Source organism: Embleya sp. NPDC050493, assembly GCF_044458105.1.
In the GTDB taxonomy this organism is placed as follows: Bacteria; Actinomycetota; Actinomycetes; order Streptomycetales; family Streptomycetaceae; genus Embleya.
The window spans coordinates 162,548-178,933 of sequence record NZ_JBITHP010000002.1 but is presented as its reverse complement, the minus strand read 5'-3'; the positions used below and the strand labels follow the sequence as shown (position 1 = coordinate 178,933).

General features: G+C 72.7%; 12 protein-coding genes. 4 read left to right on the top strand and 8 right to left on the bottom strand.

Going from position 1 to position 16,386, the window contains the following annotated elements; translation table 11 throughout:
* Positions 1-29: 29 nt before the first annotated feature.
* Positions 30-776, bottom strand: coding sequence for a hypothetical protein (locus ACIBM5_RS04115; RefSeq protein ID WP_396005247.1), 747 nt, complete (start codon positions 774-776; stop codon positions 30-32).
* A gap of 568 nt (positions 777-1,344) precedes the next feature.
* On the opposite strand from ACIBM5_RS04115, the gene ACIBM5_RS04110 reads away from it, so the two are divergent.
* Positions 1,345-2,517, top strand: coding sequence for an amidohydrolase family protein (locus tag ACIBM5_RS04110; protein WP_396005246.1), 1,173 nt, complete (start codon positions 1,345-1,347; stop codon positions 2,515-2,517).
* A gap of 188 nt (positions 2,518-2,705) precedes the next feature.
* Here the strand turns inward: ACIBM5_RS04110 and ACIBM5_RS04105 are convergent, their stop codons facing one another.
* Both ACIBM5_RS04105 and ACIBM5_RS04100 read right to left on the bottom strand, forming a co-directional pair.
* The gene (locus tag ACIBM5_RS04105; protein ID WP_396005244.1) at positions 2,706-3,878 is read right to left on the bottom strand and encodes a type ISP restriction/modification enzyme; all 1,173 of its coding nucleotides are present in this window, start codon (positions 3,876-3,878) and stop codon (positions 2,706-2,708) included.
* The gene (locus ACIBM5_RS04100; RefSeq protein WP_396005242.1) at positions 3,860-5,323 is read right to left on the bottom strand and encodes a carboxylesterase/lipase family protein; all 1,464 of its coding nucleotides are present in this window, start codon (positions 5,321-5,323) and stop codon (positions 3,860-3,862) included. Before ACIBM5_RS04100 ends, ACIBM5_RS04105 begins: the two co-directional genes overlap by 19 nt.
* Positions 5,324-5,529: 206 nt before the next feature.
* On the opposite strand from ACIBM5_RS04100, the gene ACIBM5_RS04095 reads away from it, so the two are divergent.
* On the top strand, positions 5,530-6,813 hold the full coding sequence (locus tag ACIBM5_RS04095; protein ID WP_396005241.1) for a metallophosphoesterase: 1,284 nt from the start codon (positions 5,530-5,532) through the stop codon (positions 6,811-6,813).
* Positions 6,814-7,088: 275 nt separating this feature from the next.
* On the opposite strand, the gene ACIBM5_RS04090 is transcribed toward ACIBM5_RS04095, so the two are convergent.
* Positions 7,089-7,856 carry an SDR family NAD(P)-dependent oxidoreductase gene (locus ACIBM5_RS04090; RefSeq protein WP_391582975.1) on the bottom strand — a complete coding sequence of 256 codons (768 nt, stop codon included), beginning with the start codon at positions 7,854-7,856 and terminating at the stop codon, positions 7,089-7,091.
* 96 nt (positions 7,857-7,952) lie between these two features.
* On the opposite strand from ACIBM5_RS04090, the gene ACIBM5_RS04085 reads away from it, so the two are divergent.
* Both ACIBM5_RS04085 and ACIBM5_RS04080 read left to right on the top strand, forming a co-directional pair.
* Positions 7,953-8,549: an exonuclease domain-containing protein gene (locus ACIBM5_RS04085; protein ID WP_396005239.1), complete on the top strand. Its 597-nt coding sequence runs from the start codon at positions 7,953-7,955 to the stop codon at positions 8,547-8,549.
* 139 nt (positions 8,550-8,688) lie between these two features.
* On the top strand, positions 8,689-10,317 hold the full coding sequence (locus ACIBM5_RS04080; protein WP_396005237.1) for an amidohydrolase: 1,629 nt from the start codon (positions 8,689-8,691) through the stop codon (positions 10,315-10,317).
* Between the two features lie 33 nt (positions 10,318-10,350).
* Here ACIBM5_RS04080 and ppgK read toward each other — a convergent pair whose 3' ends face one another.
* From ppgK to ACIBM5_RS04060, 4 genes are all read right to left on the bottom strand, one after another.
* Positions 10,351-11,088, bottom strand: coding sequence for a polyphosphate--glucose phosphotransferase (ppgK, locus tag ACIBM5_RS04075; protein ID WP_396005236.1), 738 nt, complete (start codon positions 11,086-11,088; stop codon positions 10,351-10,353).
* 106 nt (positions 11,089-11,194) lie between these two features.
* Entirely contained in the window at positions 11,195-13,849 is a 2,655-nt protein-coding gene (locus ACIBM5_RS04070) for a right-handed parallel beta-helix repeat-containing protein (protein WP_396005234.1), read from the bottom strand.
* A gap of 170 nt (positions 13,850-14,019) precedes the next feature.
* The gene (locus ACIBM5_RS04065; protein ID WP_396005233.1) at positions 14,020-15,165 is read right to left on the bottom strand and encodes an LCP family protein; all 1,146 of its coding nucleotides are present in this window, start codon (positions 15,163-15,165) and stop codon (positions 14,020-14,022) included.
* Positions 15,166-15,394: 229 nt separating this feature from the next.
* Positions 15,395-16,048 (bottom strand): ACT domain-containing protein, encoded by a 654-nt coding sequence (locus ACIBM5_RS04060; RefSeq protein WP_396005232.1) that lies wholly within the window; start codon positions 16,046-16,048, stop codon positions 15,395-15,397.
* Positions 16,049-16,386 lie beyond the last annotated feature (338 nt).

Below are 16,386 nucleotides of genomic sequence, written 5' to 3'. Positions count from 1 at the left end.
CGTGCGCTCGGGAGCGGCGAGCGCTCGCCTCAGCGGCGGTCGCGGCGGCCGGCGGCGAGGGTCAGGCCGCCGACGAGCAGTAGGGCACCCGCCGCCAGGCTCAGCGGCAGCAGCGGGGCCGAGCCGGTGTTCGCGACGTGGTCGGTGATGGCTCGGCGGGCGATCACGGCGGGCCCGTCGTGGACCGCCCGCTTGGCGGCGGCGCCGCGGTCCTTGGCCACGGCGTCGCGCGGGCCGGGAGAGCCTGGCCGACGCGGGAGCTTGCCGGGGACCGACGGCGCGCGACCGTCCGCCCGCCGTCGATGCGGTCCGGCTCCGACCCGATCGGCCTCGGGCCGGGTCGGGGCGCCGGGCGACACCGCCGGCGCGGCGCCCGGCTCGGCGCTGCGGGCGGCATCCGGCAGGCCGGGGCAGTCCGGCCGGCTCGGAGCGCCGCCGAGGGTGCGGGTGTGGTCGCGCAGGAGCGAGGTGAAGTCCGCCTCGTCCGGATCCGTCGCGCTCGAAAACCTCGGGTCGGGACAGGGCTCCGCGGGGATCGCGTCCATCCCGGGCAGCCGCACGCCCGGCCGGAACGGCCGGCTCGACGGCAACGGTGGCAGCGACGGCAACGGGGGCGGGATCGGCCGGCGAAGCGCCTCGGCCGAACTGCGGCCGACCGCGGGCGAGGATCCGGTGAGCGGCACCGCGGCACCGACCGGAACCGCGACCGCGCCGAGCACGGTCACGCCGAGCGCGACCACCAACGACGCCGCCCGACGGTTTCCGTGTCTGCTCACCCAACCACGCTAGGTCGCCCGGCCCGTCCCCGACGCTCGCCGCGCGAACCGTTCCCTCGTTCGGCCCAGCAGCCCTCACCCACACGGGAAGTCCCGCACCGCGACACCGGCGTGCGTCGGCGGCCGACGACCCGTGGCCACCCGTGGCGCGAAGCCACCGATCACCCGTTCGGGAAACTCGCTGCGTGGCCGCGCTCGACGGCAATCATCTTGCCGGGGCCGAACTTCGGGCGCGCGGCGCGCACCCCACCGGGCCCCGGGTGACGCGCGGACCGCCCGGGCCCGGATCGAGCACGCGCCGCGTACGTGGTTGGCCGAACACGTGCCCGCCGGGCGGACCACGCGACGGTCCCCGGCGGCCCGGTGCACGTTCGGTGCCCAACCGCACGGGACCACCGGACGGCGAACTGATCGACATCCCAAAAAAGACAGCCTTCCTTACCTTGTACCGGCGTCACGATTCGAGCGACAATCCCGGGACACCGGGACCGGAGCCGGAGCCGAACCCCGATCCGGAACCGCGTCCGGACCGCGTCCGGATTCGTGCCGCTCCGAGGGGGTCTTCGCCATGCGCGTCTTCGACGCCGACAACCACTACTACGAGGCCATCGACGCCTTCACCCGACACCTGGATCCGAGGCTGGGCGAGCAGGTCATCCAGTGGTGCGAGATCAACGGCCGCAAGTACCACGTGATCGGCGGCACGGTGAACCACGCCGTGGTCAACCCGACCTTCGACCCGATCGCCAAGGCCGGCGCGATGGCCGAGTACTTCCGGGGCAACCCCTCCGGGCGCAACCCGCTGGAGTACCTGCGCGAGCGTGAGCCGATCCGCCCCGAATACCGCGACCGGGACGCCCGGCTGGCGGTGATGGACAGTCAGGGGCTGGACGGGATCTGGCTGTTCCCGACGCTGGGGATGGTCTACGAGGCGGCGCTCGCGCACGATCCGGCGGCGGTCGGGCAGTTGTACTCGTCGTTCAACCGCTGGCTGGAGGAGGACTGGGGGTACGCCTACCGGGACCGGATCTTCGCCGCGCCCTACATCGCGCTCGCCGACCCGCAGACCGCCCTCGCCGACCTGGATCGCGCGCTGGCGGGCGGCGCCCGGATCGTGTGCATGCGCCCGGCCGCGCCGAACACGGCGGACGGCCCGTACCCGCCCGGGCACCCGGTCTTCGACCCGTTCTGGGCCCGGGTGAACGAGGCCGGCGTGCCGGTGATCGTGCACGCGGGCGACAGCGGCTACTCGGCCAACGGATACAGCCGCAAACAGGGCCTGCGCACCGACTTCAAGGGGGGAGGCGGTCCGTCGGTGACCATGCTGTGGACGATGGAGCGGCCGATCTTCGACTTCCTCGCGTCGCTGATCCTGGATCGCCTGTTCCAGCGCTTCCCGAACGTGCGCGTCGTCTCGGTGGAGAACGGCTCCGAGTTCCTCGGCGACCTCTTCCGCAAGCTGCGCTCGGTCGGCCGCAAGATCCCCGGTCTGTTTCCCGAGGACCCGGTGGAGACCTTCAGGCGACACGTCTGGATCAACCCGTTCTGGGAGGACGACCTCACCGAGGTGGTCGACCTGATGGGCCCCGGTCGCGTCGTCTTCGGCTCCGACTGGCCGCACATCGAGGGCCTCCCCGACCCGAGGGACTACGAAAGCGAACTCGAACCCTTCGACGAACGCACCAAAGCCATGATCATGGGCGAAAACGCCAGGGAACTGAACACCCCGCGTCCGATCTGAGCCCGGCACCCCCACGCAACGGAACATCTTCCCGGTTTGTCACATATCGGGAAAGTGGTTGGCATCCCCTTCGGACGGCAAGTACCAGGAGCGGCACACCGTCCCCTTCGGTGGCCGCATTCCCGCGCCCGACCCCTTCGACGCAGTCCTGGACACGTCGATCTTCTCTCGCTGAACGCGCCGGGTGGTCAGACCAGGACGGCCTGGCCGCCCGGGCCCTCCTCGGTGATGTCGAGGACCGTCGGTGGGCGGCGGGTCGCGGGGGCGGGCGGGAGCAGGGCGCAGGGGTCGAGGGTGGGGGCTTCGGCGGCCCGGGTGCGGAGCGTGGTCTGCTCCTCGGTCAGGTCGGCGAGCAGGCCCAACACGTGCAGCAGGTCGATCAGTTCGCTGGTCAGATCGGTCGACCAGGTGCGCTCGCGGATGCGTTCCAGGCCCTCGCCCGGGGGCTCGGTGCGGGCCGCGATCCACGGTTCGAGGATGCCCAGGTCCCACACCTCGCGCGGGACGGGCCCGATCCGGCCGGTGCCCAGCAGCAGCGAACGGCTCTCCTCGTCGTAGGTCGCGCCGATCGGCCGGGCCGGCACCGGTTCGCGCACGAACGGGCGCCGGCCGCCCGGCAGTCGGGGTTTGCCCTCGCCGGGGCGGCCGAACCGCGCGCCGAACGTGTACAGGGCGATCAGTCGACGGCCGAGCTCGACGCCCGCCGCCCACAGTCGCGGGTCGGCGGTCAGCGGCACCCGCGCCGGGTCCACCGTCACGGCCACGATCCAGGCGAACAGGTCCTCGGCCGCGACCGGGACCGCGAGCCGGGCCGCGAGCAGTTCGACCAGTCCGGGCGCCAGGTTGGGCTCTCGGCCCGCCGGGTCCCGATACAGCGGCGCGACCCGCCCGCCGCGACCGCCGTGGTGGGCCGCATCCGGCAGCAGGGCACTGCACAACAGCGGCCAGGGGTCCCCCGCTTGACGTTGCGTCAGGTAGACCTGCCGATCCCCGCGCACCCGCCACAACTCGGGCCGGGCGAAGTCCACCACACGGTGGTCGGCGACCAACCACTGCCGATCGAACGGCCGCCGGGCGACCCGCACCAGCCGAGGCGTCGCACCGACCTCACGCGCCAGCGGCCCGGCCGGCGCGTCACACCCGGGCAACGGCGCGGGCCGGGACGTCTCGTTCCGCGAACGGGTCGGCTGCAAAAGGGCGTTCCGGTCCTCGGCGGCGGCCAACCGGGCCCAGCGCCGACGCAGCGTCTCCCGTTCGGGCGCGTACACCCAGGTCCGTCCCGTGCCGATCCCGCTCGTCCCCCACGGCATCAGGTCGGCGAGCGCGGCCGTCCCGACCGGGCTCACATCGCGTGGTCCCACACCCGCCGCTCCTCCCGATCCGGATCCCCGGCCACCGTCGCCGGCACGTCGAGCAGCATCGTGTGCCGCTCGATCGGGTCGTACTCGGGCCACTCCGGCAGCCCGTCGGCCACCGGCGGCCCGCCCCGGACGAACGCGGCCCACGCCTGCTGGATCCGGTCGGACAACTCCCGTGCCGCGGGCGGCACACCCCCGGTCAGCCAGCGGCCGAGTGGCGTGTCGAGCGTGCCGAACACGAACGGGATGTCGATCGCGTGCGGCGACCCGAGTCGTTGCGGATGCGCCCTGGGCGCCCAGCGGAAGCGGTACATGTAGGCCGTGCCGCCGGCCGCGAGCTGCGCCTCGGCGAGCCGGACGGTCGGTATCCCGTAGGACTCGGCGGTGAGCAGCCGGATCCGCCGCGAGCGTCCGTTCAGCTCCGGGTAGAGCTTTGCGTACGTGCGCACCAGGTCGGCCAGCACGTCCGGACGGCGCAGGTTGGCCAGGTCGGCGGGTACCGGCTCGCGTGCGTCCGTGCCCTCCGTGACCACGAACATCTGCTCCTCGTCCTGGTTGGACCCGAGCAGGATCGGCACGTCGCCCCGGATCGCCCGCAGCGGGGCCACCGGCAGCGGCCCGGCCGGGTCGACCACCGGCCGGAACACGAACCGCGCCGTGCCGCGCCCGATCGCCTCGGCCTGTGCGTCGAGCAGGTCGGCCACGGGCACCTCGATCAGCTCCGCGGCCCGGTCCGGGGTGATCCCGAGCGCGGCCAGCACGTCACCGGTGGCCTGCTCGGCCTCGGGCACGCTGCGCAACGTCTGCGCCCCGCCGCTCTGCACGATCGCCCGCCGGAAGAGCCCGCGCGCGGCGGGCAGCGCGAGCAGGTTGGCGGTGAGCTTGGCCCCGGCCGAGACCCCGCCGAGGGTGACCCGGCGGGGATCCCCGCCGAATGCGCCGATGTGCTCGCGCACCCAGCGCAGCCCTTGCACCACGTCCAGGAGCGCATTGGCCGAGGAGGCGGCGTACTCGTCGCCCAACAGGTGCCGCAGGTGCAACAGCCCCAGTACGCCGAGCCGGTAGGCGAGCGTGACCACCACCACGCCGCGCCGGGCGAACCCGCTGCCGTCGTAGATGCCCTCGAACGACGCGCCGCCGGTGTATCCGCCGCCGTGCACCCACACGAGCACCGGATGCGGGCCGGGTTCGGCGGGCGCGTGGATGTTCAGGTACAGGCAGTCCTCGTCGACGGCCACCGGGGCGGCCCCGTACTGGCCCATCGGCTGCGGCGCCGCGCGGGCGAACTCGCGGGCGTCCCGATCCCCGTCCCAGGCCGCGGGCGGCCCGGCCGGCCGAAACCGGGCCGGTCCCAGCGGCGGCGCGGCGAAGGGCACCCCCCGAAAGATCCGAACACCGTCCGACTCCTCGCCGATCAGGCCGCCCAGCGACGTTCGTACACGCACCATGGCACCGAGCATAGGACCCGCCGTCGGAGCAGACCCGCGAGCTTGTACGCGACCGGGGACCCGGCCACCGCGCCCTCGCCGGATGCCCGGCCGGGTGAGCATTGCTCCCACGGGAGCAGGTTCGGATACTCCGCGGGCCGGATGCCGGTGCCGGCGCGGGCGTGACACGCTTCCCGGGAAACGTCCATTCGTCCGGGAGTCCTGCCTTGACCGTTGTCCTGGTGATCGTCGCGGCCGTGGCCGTGCTCGCGCTGCTGGTCGGCGTGCACCTCTACGTGTGGCGGCGGCTCGTGCGCGACACCACCCGGTCGGGGCTCGTGCGGCGGATCGGCGCGGGCGCGGTGATCGCGCTCGGACTGTCGATGGTGGGTGCGCTGGTCCTGCCCAAGGCGTTCGGCCCGCGCGGCACGGAGTGGATCGCGTGGCCGGGCTTCGTCTGGATGGCCCTGCTGTTGTACGTGGTGCTCGCGCTCGGGGTGCTGGAGGTGCCCCGGGTGCTCGCGCTGCGGGCGCTGCGGCGGCGCGCGACGGCCGAGCAGGCGTCGGCCGACCTGCCGGTCGCGGTGCCCGTCGGCGCGGACGGGCCGGATCCGGACCGCGGGGAGCCCGCCCCACCGGCCCCCGCGCCCCCGGCCGCCGCTTCCGGCACGCCCCTGGGGCCGGATCGCCGCCTGGTGCTGAGCCGGTCGGTCGCGCTGTTGGCGGCGGGCACCTCGCTGGGCACCGTCGGCTACGGGATGACCCAGGCTCTGGGCGCGCCGCGCACGGTGCGGGTGCGCATACCGGTCGCGCGGCTGGATCCGCGCCTGGCCGGGTTCCGGATCGCGGTGGTCGGCGACATCCACCTGGGTCCGCTGCTCGGGCGCGCGCACACCACGCGGGTGGTGGAGACGATCAACCGGACCAATCCGGACCTGGTCGCCATCGTCGGCGACCTGGCCGACGGCACGGCCGGGCAACTGGGCGGCGACGCCGCACCGTTGCGCCGGCTGACCAGCCGATACGGCAGCTTCTTCGTCACCGGCAACCACGACTACATGTCCGGTGCGGCGGACTGGGTCGCCGAACTCGCCGAGTTGAACGTACGCACGCTGGCCAACGACCGGCTGGAGATCGCCCGGGGCGGCGCCGCCTTCGACCTGGCCGGGGTCAACGATGTCACCGGCAAGTCCCACCACGACGGCCCGAACTTCGCCAAGGCACTGGGCAATCGCGACCCGTCCCGCCCGGTGGTGCTGCTCGCCCACCAGCCGGTCCAGGTGGACGACGCCGCCAAGTACGACGTCGACGTACAACTCTCCGGCCACACCCACGGCGGCCAGATGTTCCCGGTCCAACTCCTGGTCAAGCTCGACCAGCCGGCCGTCGCCGGCCTGCACAGGGTCGACGACACGATGCTCTACATCACCAGAGGCGCCGGCTTCTGGGGCCCACCGGTCCGCATCGGCGCTCCCCCGGAGGTCACGATGGTGGAACTCCACCCGAAGTAGACGGACCGAAACCGAACCCTGATCGGCGCCCCGTCACCGCATCCGCAGCAACGTGCCCGGGTCGAGCACGATCGGCGCGAACGCCGGCAGCATGGTCACAGTGCCCGGCTCGGCGCGCACTCCCGAGGACGTCGGCTCCCTCGCCGGTTCACCGTAATTCTGGCAGCGCCACCTGCCCGCGTCGGCTCGTCGCTCCTCGGCTCACCCGTCCGAGCTACGCCTCCCGGCGGTCGTGGGGCCTTGAGGGGGCGCCGCGACCGCCGGGAGACGTGAGCTCAGACGGTCTCCGTCATGCCTCCGTCGACCATCAGGTGGGTGCCGGTCACGAAGGAGGCCTCGTCGCTGAGGAGGAAGCGGACCGCGCCGGCGATTTCCTCCGGGCGGCCCAGCCTGCGCAGCGGGGAGCTGTTCTCCATCCGCTCCCGGGTGCCGGGGCGGGCGAAGGAGCGGGCGAGCATCGGGGTCTCGATGTAGCCGGGGCAGACCACGTTGCTGCGGATGTGGTACTCGGCGAGCTTGGCGGCGATCGAGCGGTTCAGGCCGAGCATGCCCGACTTGGATGCGCAGTAGGACGGGTTGAGCGCGTTGCCGACGATCGCGTTCAGCGAGGCGATGCCGACGATCGCGGACCCGGCGTGTTCGCGCAGGTGCGGGGTCAGGGCCTGGACCAGCAGCGCGAACGAGCGCAGGTTGACGTCCAGGACGCGGTCCCAGTTCTCCGCGGTGACCTCGGTGATCGGGGTCGAGTCGACGATGCCCGCCGCGTGCACGAAGCCGCCGATCGTGCCCAGCGCCTCGGCCGAGGCGTGGATCGCGGCCGGATGGGCCTCGGTGTCGGTGACGTCCAGGGCCAGACCGAGCGCCGGCACCCCGTGCTCGGCCTCGATCTCCTTGGCCGCCTCCTCGACCGGGCCCGCCGCGATGTCCCACAGCGCGACGGGTCGGCCGGTCGCCGCCAGCGCCCGCGCGGTGGCCCGCCCGATGCCCGAGGCACCGCCGGTGATCACGACGCCGGTCTCGGGTGATGTCTTGTGCGTACCCATTTCGAACTCCTCCGTGGACGGGTGGACCAAACATCTGACGTACCGTCAGAACAAAACCAGTGGTAGCACGCCCACCGAGGTGTTGTGCTGACCGGCATGGCAAAACGACTGATGGACCTGCTGCTGGTGATCGATGTCGAGGCGACCTGCTGGGACGGCCCGACCCCGGAGGGGCAACGCAACGAGATCATCGAGATCGGCCTCGCCACCCTCGACATCGCCACCGGTGAGCGCGTCGACCGGCACGGCATCCTGGTTCGCCCCACCCACTCCACCGTCGGCGCGTTCTGCACCGAGCTGACCACGCTGACCCAGGCGGATGTGGCGACCGGTCACACCTTCGCCGACGCATGCGCCCTGCTGCGCGGCGAGTTCAGGACCCACCAGCGCGTCTGGGCGAGCTGGGGCGACTACGACCGGCAGCAGTTCGAGCGCCAGTGCGCCGCCGAGGGCGTCCCGTACCCGTTCGGCACCCGCCACCTCAACGCCAAGTCGCTGTACTCGCTCGCGCACGGCCTGGACCGCGAACTCGGCATGGCCGCCGCCCTGGAGCACGCCGGCCTCCCGCTGGAGGGCACCCACCACCGAGGCATCGACGACGCGTGGAACATCGCCGAGCTGCTGGGCGGCATACTGCGTGCTTCGCGCCGGGATCGACCGGGTACCCGATCGGTGGCACCATCCGCCCCGTAGACCACACCCGCCCCATCGGGCCCACGACCCCGGCGCACCGACCACGGCCGAGCCCACGCAGATCCCGCAGATCCCACACATCCCCAGGATCGCCCGGGATCTCGAAAGTTCCGAAAGTCCCGACAGGAGCAGCCGCACCATGGCCCAGGACACCCCGAGCGCCGACCTGGTCCTGATCGGAACCGTGATCACGGTGGACGAGGACCGACCCCGCGCCGAGGCCGTGGCGATCGGCGCGGGTCGCATCCTGGCCGTCGGAGACGCCGCCGACATGCCGATCGGGCCCGCCACCCGCGTGGTCGAGCTGGGCGAGCGCTGCGTGCTCCCCGGATTCGTCGAGGCGCACGGCCACGCGGTGGCCGAGGCACTGCTGTTCGGCAAGGGATCCGTCGCGGACATCCGGGCCGCGTCGATGGACTCCGCCGAGGCCGTGCTCGCCACGATCCGGGCGGGCGTCGCGAACGGGCACGAGCTGATGTACGGCTGGGACCCGCTCTCGTTTCCCGATCTGCCGCTCGCCGACCAGGACTTCCTGGACCGACTCGCCCCCGATCGCCCGCTGGTGGTGGTGCACCACTCGGGACATCTGGCCTGGTACAACCGCGAATCCGGCCGTCGACACGGCATCGACCGGAACAGCCCGGACCCACCCGGCGGCCGATACGGGCGCGACCCGCACGGCGAGCCGGACGGCTCGGCCTACGGCATCGAGGCGATCGCCGAGATCACCACGCCCACCGGACCGCTCCCCGGCCGCCGCGACGTGCTGCCGCCCGGCCTGGCCGACACCCTGGCCCGGATGAGCGCCGTCGGCCTGACCATGGCCGGCGAGATGGCCTGTCTGGCGCCGTGGCGCGACGCGCTGCTCGACCCCGCCCGCAGGCCCGCGCCGAGCACCCGACTGCGCCTGTACGAACCGGCCTCCGCCGCCCTGCGCAGCACCGGCCGACCCGACGCCGGCGACGACCTGATCCGGCAGAACGGCATCAAGGTGTGGGTCGACGGCTCGCCCTGGGCGGGCACGATCGCGGTGTCCTTCCCGTACCTGGACACCGAGCTGACCCACCGACTCGGCGGCGGCGAACGCCCGCACGCGAGCACCAATTACACGTGGGACCAACTCGCCGAAGTGGTCGAGGCGTACTTCCCGCACGGCTGGCAACTCGCCTGCCACGCACACGGCGACCTCGCCATCGACATGATCCTGGACGTGTACGAGAGCGTGCTCACCCGCTACCCGCGCCCGGACCACCGGCTGCGGATCGAGCACGTCGGCGCGATGCGCCCGGACCAGTTCACCCGCGCGGCGGCCCTCGGGGTGACCGCGAGCGTGTTCATGGACCACGTCTACTTCTGGGGCGAGGTGCTCACCGACGAGCTGTTCGGCCCCAAGTACGGCGCCCGCTGGGCGGCGGCCGGGTCCGCGGTGGCCGCCGGCATGCGGATCTCGCTGCACAACGACCCGCCCAGCACGCCGGAGAACCCGCTGCACAACATCACCGTCGCCACCACCCGACGCTCGCGCCGGGGCAGGGTGCTCGCCCCCGAGGAGCGGCTGACGGTGGCCCAGGCGATCCGCGCGCAGACCCTGGACGCGGCCTACCAACTCTTCGCCGACGACATCGCGGGCTCGATCACCCCGGGCAAGTACGCCGACCTGGTGGTGCTGTCCGCCGACCCGTACACGGTCGCGCCGAGCGCGATCACCGACCTCGACGTGCTCGCCACCTTCCTGGCGGGCGAGCAGACCCACGGCGATCCACTCTGAGTGCGTCGGCGCGCAAGGCCTCGGCGTCGGTCGTCAGTCGCCGGTCACCAGCATCGCCGCGCCCACGATGCCCGCGTCGTTGTGCAGCTTCGCGGGCACCAGGTCGGCGCGGACCTTGATGTACGGCAGGAACTTCTCCGGCTTCTTGCTGATCCCGCCGCCGATGATGATCAACGACGGGGAGAAGAGCATCTCCACGTGCCGCAGGTAGTCCTGTACCCGCCCGGCCCACTTCTCCCAGGACAGATCGTGCGTCTCCCGGACCACCGCCGAGGCCCGGTGCTCGGCCTCGTGGCCGCCCAGCTCCAGGTGGCCCAGCTCGGTGTTGGGCACCAGCCTGCCGTCCACGAACAGCGCGCTGCCGATGCCGGTGCCGAAGGTCAGCATCAGCACCGTGCCGCGCTTCCCCGCGCCCGCGCCGAAGCGCATCTCGGCCACCCCGGCCGCGTCCGCGTCGTTGACCATCGATACCGGTCGGCCCAGCGTCGCGGTGAACAGCGCGTCGGCGTCCAGGTCGATCCACGACTTGTCCACGTTCGCCGCGGTGCGCACGATGCCGTCCCGGACCACGCCCGGGAAGGTGATGCCGACCGGCCCGTCGGTGTCGGCGAACTGCTCCAGCACCTCGCGGACCACACCGATCACCGCCTGCGGCTCGGACGGTTCGGGCGTGAGCAGCCGCACCCGCTCGTGGGTCAGCCGTCCCGCGTCGGTGTCCACCGGCGCGCCCTTGATCCCGGTCCCGCCGATGTCGATGCCCATGACCGGCACGTGAGGCTCCTTCGCCGTCGCAAACCATCCACAACCTTGCGCACCATCCCCCTGCGGCGCGGGACGACCGCACTCATCGGCCGTTACCCCGCCCACGCGGGCCGATTCACCGCAACTCGGGGAGATCCTCCGGATGCAACGTGCGCAACTCCTCCATGCCCGCGCCCGGCAGTTGGGCCAACCGGGTCGCATGCCGCTCGATCATCGCCTCGAACGTACGTCGCGCCTCACGCGCGTTGCCGAACGCGGCACCGCGCGGAAGCCGGCGGAAGTAGCCGAGCAGCGCGTCGCAGGCGTCGTCGGTGAGCACGTACTCGTGCTCGCTCACCTGCTTGCGGGTGATCTCGACCAGTTCGTCGGCCGAGTAGTCCTGGAAGGTGATGGTGCGCGAGAACCGGGACCCGAAGCCGGGGTTGGCGCCCAGGAAGCGTTCCATCTCGTCGGTGTAGCCGGCCACGATCACCACGACGTCGTCGCGGTGGTCCTCCATCATCTTCACCAGCGTGTCGATCGCCTCCCGGCCGAAGTCGCGCGAGGGATCCGGCGGAGCCAGGCTGTAGGCCTCGTCGATGAACAGCACGCCACCGCGGGCCCGGTCGAAGACCTCCTTGGTGCGCGGCGCGGTCGAGCCGATGTGTTCGCCGACCAGGTCGACCCGGGAGACCTCGACCAGGTGGCCCATCCGCAACACGCCGAGCGCCTGCGCGATCTCGCCGTACAACCGGGCCACCGTGGTCTTGCCGGTGCCCGGGGAACCGGTGAAGACCAGGTGCCGGCGCAGCGTCGGCGCCTTGAGGCCGGCCTCCTCGCGCCGCCGGCCGACCGAGATCAGGTCGATCAGGTTGCGCACCTCGGTCTTGACGCCGGCCAGCCCGACCAGGCCGTCCAATTCGGCGAGCAATTCGTCCACGGTGCGCCCGGACGTCTGGGCGACGTGTTCGTCGGCGGCCACGCCGTCGCGCGCGCCCGGGATCGGCAGTGTGGCGGTGAGCCTGGCCACGCCCTGCGGCTGCGCGCCGGCCGCCGCGACCGGGCTCGGCGTACCCAGAATCCCGCCGGCGGCCGGTGTCTCGGCGCCGCTCGCCCCGTCCCCCTGCGACGTGCACTCGACCGCCACCGGGCCCGGGCCGGCGAACTCGAAGCCGCCCTTGGCGTTGTCGCGCGTGGTGCAGCGGGTGAACACCGGGTGGCAGCCCTCGCGCACGTTGACGCCGTAGCCGCGCCCGCCGAGCACCTCGCAGTCCTCGAAGTCGCCGCGCCCGCCGCCGGAGATGCGAATGCCCTCACCGGTCGCCCGGTCCACCCGGACCCGGCGCACGGTGGGACCGGCCGCGCCGGTGACCGAGACGCCGTCGGTGGTGTCCTCGATCGTGCAGTCGGCGATGATGCCGCCGCAGTCCGACTCCATGAACCACACTCCGGTGGTGGCCTTGCGGACCTTGCAGGACTTGACCGAGACCACCGCGCCCGCGCCGATCCCGATGCCGGTCTCGTCCACGTCGTGGATCTCGCAGTCGTGCATGGACAGGCCGGTGCCGGAGCCGGCCACCTTGACCCCGTCCAGCACGTCGTGGATGCGGCACTCGCCCAGCGCGGCGTCGGCACCGTCGGCCACCCACACGGCCGGCTTGCCGCCCGTGGAGTCGTGGAACTCGCAGTCGATCGCGGACGCGCGGGCGCCGTGGTCGGCGAGGGAGAGGCCGTTGCGGCCGAAGCTGCGGATCGTGCAGCCGCTGAGGGTGACCTCGGAGTGGCCGTGCACGTCGACGCCGTTGCGGCCCATGTCGCGCAGCCGACAACCGACCAGGGTCAGGTTGGCGCCGCGGTCGACCGATACGCCGTTGCCCTCGGCATCACGGATCGTGCAGTCGTCGAGCGAGAACGTGGCCAGGTCGTCGGCTTGGACGCCGGTGCCCTTGACCGAGGTGATCTCGGTACGCGAGAGCGATCCGGCGCTGCCCTGCCCGCCGACCGAGATGCCCGCCCAGCCGACCCGCTCGATCCGCGAGTCGGCGATGATCGGCGCGGCGCCGCCGGCGACGCAGATGCCGCCGCCGCCCACGTCGTGGATGTGCAGGCCGGTCAGGTGCGGCGAGGCCTGGTCGCCGACGAACACCGCGGGCTCCGCGTCGGAGCCGTCGTGGATCTCGCACTCCTGCACGCTGCCGGTGGTCCCCGGGCCGGTGAATCGCAGCCCGTGCCCGGACGCGTCGCGCACCCGCCCGCGACGCAGGATCGGCGCGCTGCCCTCGCGCACGTCGAAGCCCTCGCGACCGGTGTCGCCGATCTCGCAGTCCTCGAAGGTGCCGCGCGAGCGGCCGGTCACCCCGATGCCCACCCCCTGCGGGTTGCTCACCCGGCAGCGGCGCACCATCGGGTCGGCTCCCGCGCGCAGTTCGACGCCGACCACCGAGGCGGCGCGGACCACGCACTCCTCCAGTATCGGCGCGCAGCCCTCGATCACGATGGCCGGCGACAACACGCCGGCGCCGCCCTCGACGACCAGACCGTGCACGGCCGCGTCCGACGTGATCGTCAGCGCGACGCCGTCGGCTGCGGTCAGCACCACCGTCCCTGGACCGTCCGAGCCGACCACCGTCACCGGGACGGCGATCGACACGTCCTCGCGGTATGTCCCGGGCGCGACCAGGATCGAGTCGCCCGCCGCCGCGGCACCGACCGCGGCCCCGATCGAGGTGTACTCACCCGCGCGCCGTCGCCAACGAGTGCCCTGCACCACCTGAAGAACCCGACCCGTCATGGCGCCCCTGCCACCAGCCCCTCGGTCCGCACCCAGCACCCTCGCGAGTCCACCGTAAAGCGTCGCGGGCGGCCCCATTACCGGGTCTGCCCCGAGGGCCCGGACGCTGCGTCGTCGGTGGACCCCTGCACCGTACAGTTCAACGACCAGGGGTCACGGCCGGGTGACGGTTAACGTCCCGCAGTGCCCGGATTCGTGCTACCCGGCGCGGCAGTTCCGGGCGCCGGCGGAATGGGCGCCGGCGCACCGTCGCGAAGCCGGGTGAACAACTGAGCCCCGTCGGGCTGCTTGAGCGCGACCCGGTTGGGATCCGGCGCGTAGTCGACCAGCGGTGTGGTGGTGAACTCGATCCGGTCCAACGGGATGCTGCGCAGGCCGTTGGCGAAGTCGTACAGGCTGACCAGCGAGTTGATCCCGGAGTCGGTGGTGATCGCCTTGGTGGCGGCATCCATCACGTTGTACGCCCTGGCCGGGTTGGTCAGCAGGTTCTCGTCCTGGACCTTCTTGATCAGGGCCTTGAGGAACTCCTGCTGACGGGCGATGCGCTGGATGTCGCTGCCGTCGCCCATGCTCTTGCGCACCCGCACGAAGCCGAGCGCCTGCTCGCCGTCGAGATTGACGTCGCCCGCGGGCAGTTGCAGATGTGCGGCCCTGTCGTCGATCGGCTGGTCGATGTGCATCGGCACACCGCCGAGCGCGTCCACGACCTTCTTGAAGCCGGTGAAGTCGACGGTGATCTGGTGGTCGATGCGGGCGCCGGTGAGCCGTTCCACGGTGGCCGCCACACACGGCACGCCACCGACCTCCATCGCGCTGTTGAACTGGCCGAAGTAGGCGCGCTGGGTGCCGCCCGCCGTGGTCCGACAGGCGGGCACGTTCACCATCAGGTCACGCGGGAAGCTGACCGCGATCGCGGTCTTCCGCCCCTCCGGCACGTGCAGCAGGATCGTGGTGTCCGAGCGCTGGGTGCCGCCCTCGTCCCGGCCGTACTCGGCGTTGTCGCCGGCGCGCGAGTCGGAGCCCACGAGCAGCACGTTCATCCCGCCGGTGGGCGGCGGTCGATCGGTCAGCTGATCGGCGAAGTCCTGGGTGCGGATGTTGCCGTTGAGACGGTCGTACAACCACCAGCCGAAGCCCCCGGCGGCAAGCAGTACGGTGACGAGCCCCGCGGCGGTCCACGCGAGGATGCGACGGCGACGACGCCGCCGATCCCGGACGCGCCGTTCTATCCGACCCGGACCTCCCGGCCCCGGCTCCCCGCCCGACGCCCCCGGGACGGCGTCGGCCGCCGGGGACGTCCCATCCTTGTCCTGCACGTCGTCGTCGCCTTCGTCGGGCCCCCGCGCTCGATGTGCGCTCGGCTCGATGCCCGAAGTGCGCGCACAATTACACAATCATAGTTGTTCCGATCGTTACACGCCGAATAGCAGCGAATGGTTCCCATCCCGGGCATCCCAAAACCCGCGAGGGCGGCGCGGAAGGGGGCGTCGGACATGGTGCCGGGCATGGGCATGCAGGCGGCACGGGACACGCCCGACCGGGCTCCTACCCGGTGCCGCCCGCGGCCTTCGCCGCGCCGCGTTCGCCGAGCACGCCCAGGGCGACGTCCACGATGCGACCCAGGCGTTCGAGTTCGGTGCGGTGGAAGGCGGGGCCCTCGTGCCGGACCACGTACAGGGTCAGCCAGGACGCGCCGATCGGCGCCGCCGCGCCGTGACCGATCGCGTCACCCTCATAGGCGAAGGCCAGCGGCCGCATCGGGGTGAGCGCGGGCAGCGCAGGCGCCTCCGGGGCCCGCCAACTCTGGTGTACCAACTGCCGGCCCCGTCCGCCGCGCGTGGCGACCGCCCAGTCGGCGTGGAAGAGCGTGGGCGCCGCGTCGATCAGGGTGGCCACCGCCCGTCCCGGATCGCGCGCCACCTGACCCAGCACGTCCAGCTCCGGCGCGGATCCCGGCACCTCGCCGGCCGCCCAGCAGCCCTCGACGCGAACCCCCACGGAGCGCTGCATGGCCGCGACCAGCGCGGCGATGTCCCGCTCGCCATCCCAGGAGAGCGTGAACTCGTCGACCGCACGGCCGCCGAGCTGTTCGAGCACGGTCATCTGCATCACGTCGGCGCCCGCCGCACCCAGCAACTGCGTGACCCGCGCGAGCGATCCGGGCCGATCGGGCAGCGACACCCTCAGTCGGTACAACACGCGACACCTCCTCCATTACCTGTCCTGCATCCTGACCTTTCCCCGTTTCGATCAGGTTGCGTACATATGACGGCCTCAAGTGGTCATTACGGGCGCAAGGTTCCCGGCCGGAACCATGTCGGCGGACACGCACGATCGGTGGCGAACGGCTTCCGCCGCCGCGCGCTCCGCCCGGCCGAGCGCCGGGTCGGACGAACCGGCCGCGACGGCCGACCGAACACGTGTGTGGGGGGGGGGGGGGGGGGGGGCGGGGCGGGGGGCCCCCCCCCGCCCGGGCCGCCGGACGCGGACGCGGGGGGGGTGCGGGCGGGGCGCGCCCCGGGCGCGGGGGGGGCGGG

Excerpts from the sequence above, each read along its gene's own strand:
- ACIBM5_RS04110 (WP_396005246.1), top strand. The coding sequence starts at position 1,345 with ATGCGCGTCTTCGACGCCGACAACCACTACTACGAGGCCATCGACGCC.
- ACIBM5_RS04100 (WP_396005242.1), bottom strand. The coding sequence starts at position 5,323 with ATGGTGCGTGTACGAACGTCGCTGGGCGGCCTGATCGGCGAGGAGTCG.
- ACIBM5_RS04080 (WP_396005237.1), top strand. The coding sequence starts at position 8,689 with ATGGCCCAGGACACCCCGAGCGCCGACCTGGTCCTGATCGGAACCGTG.
- ACIBM5_RS04090 (WP_391582975.1), bottom strand. The coding sequence starts at position 7,856 with ATGGGTACGCACAAGACATCACCCGAGACCGGCGTCGTGATCACCGGC.
- ACIBM5_RS04070 (WP_396005234.1), bottom strand. The coding sequence starts at position 13,849 with ATGACGGGTCGGGTTCTTCAGGTGGTGCAGGGCACTCGTTGGCGACGG.
- ACIBM5_RS04085 (WP_396005239.1), top strand. The coding sequence starts at position 7,953 with ATGGCAAAACGACTGATGGACCTGCTGCTGGTGATCGATGTCGAGGCG.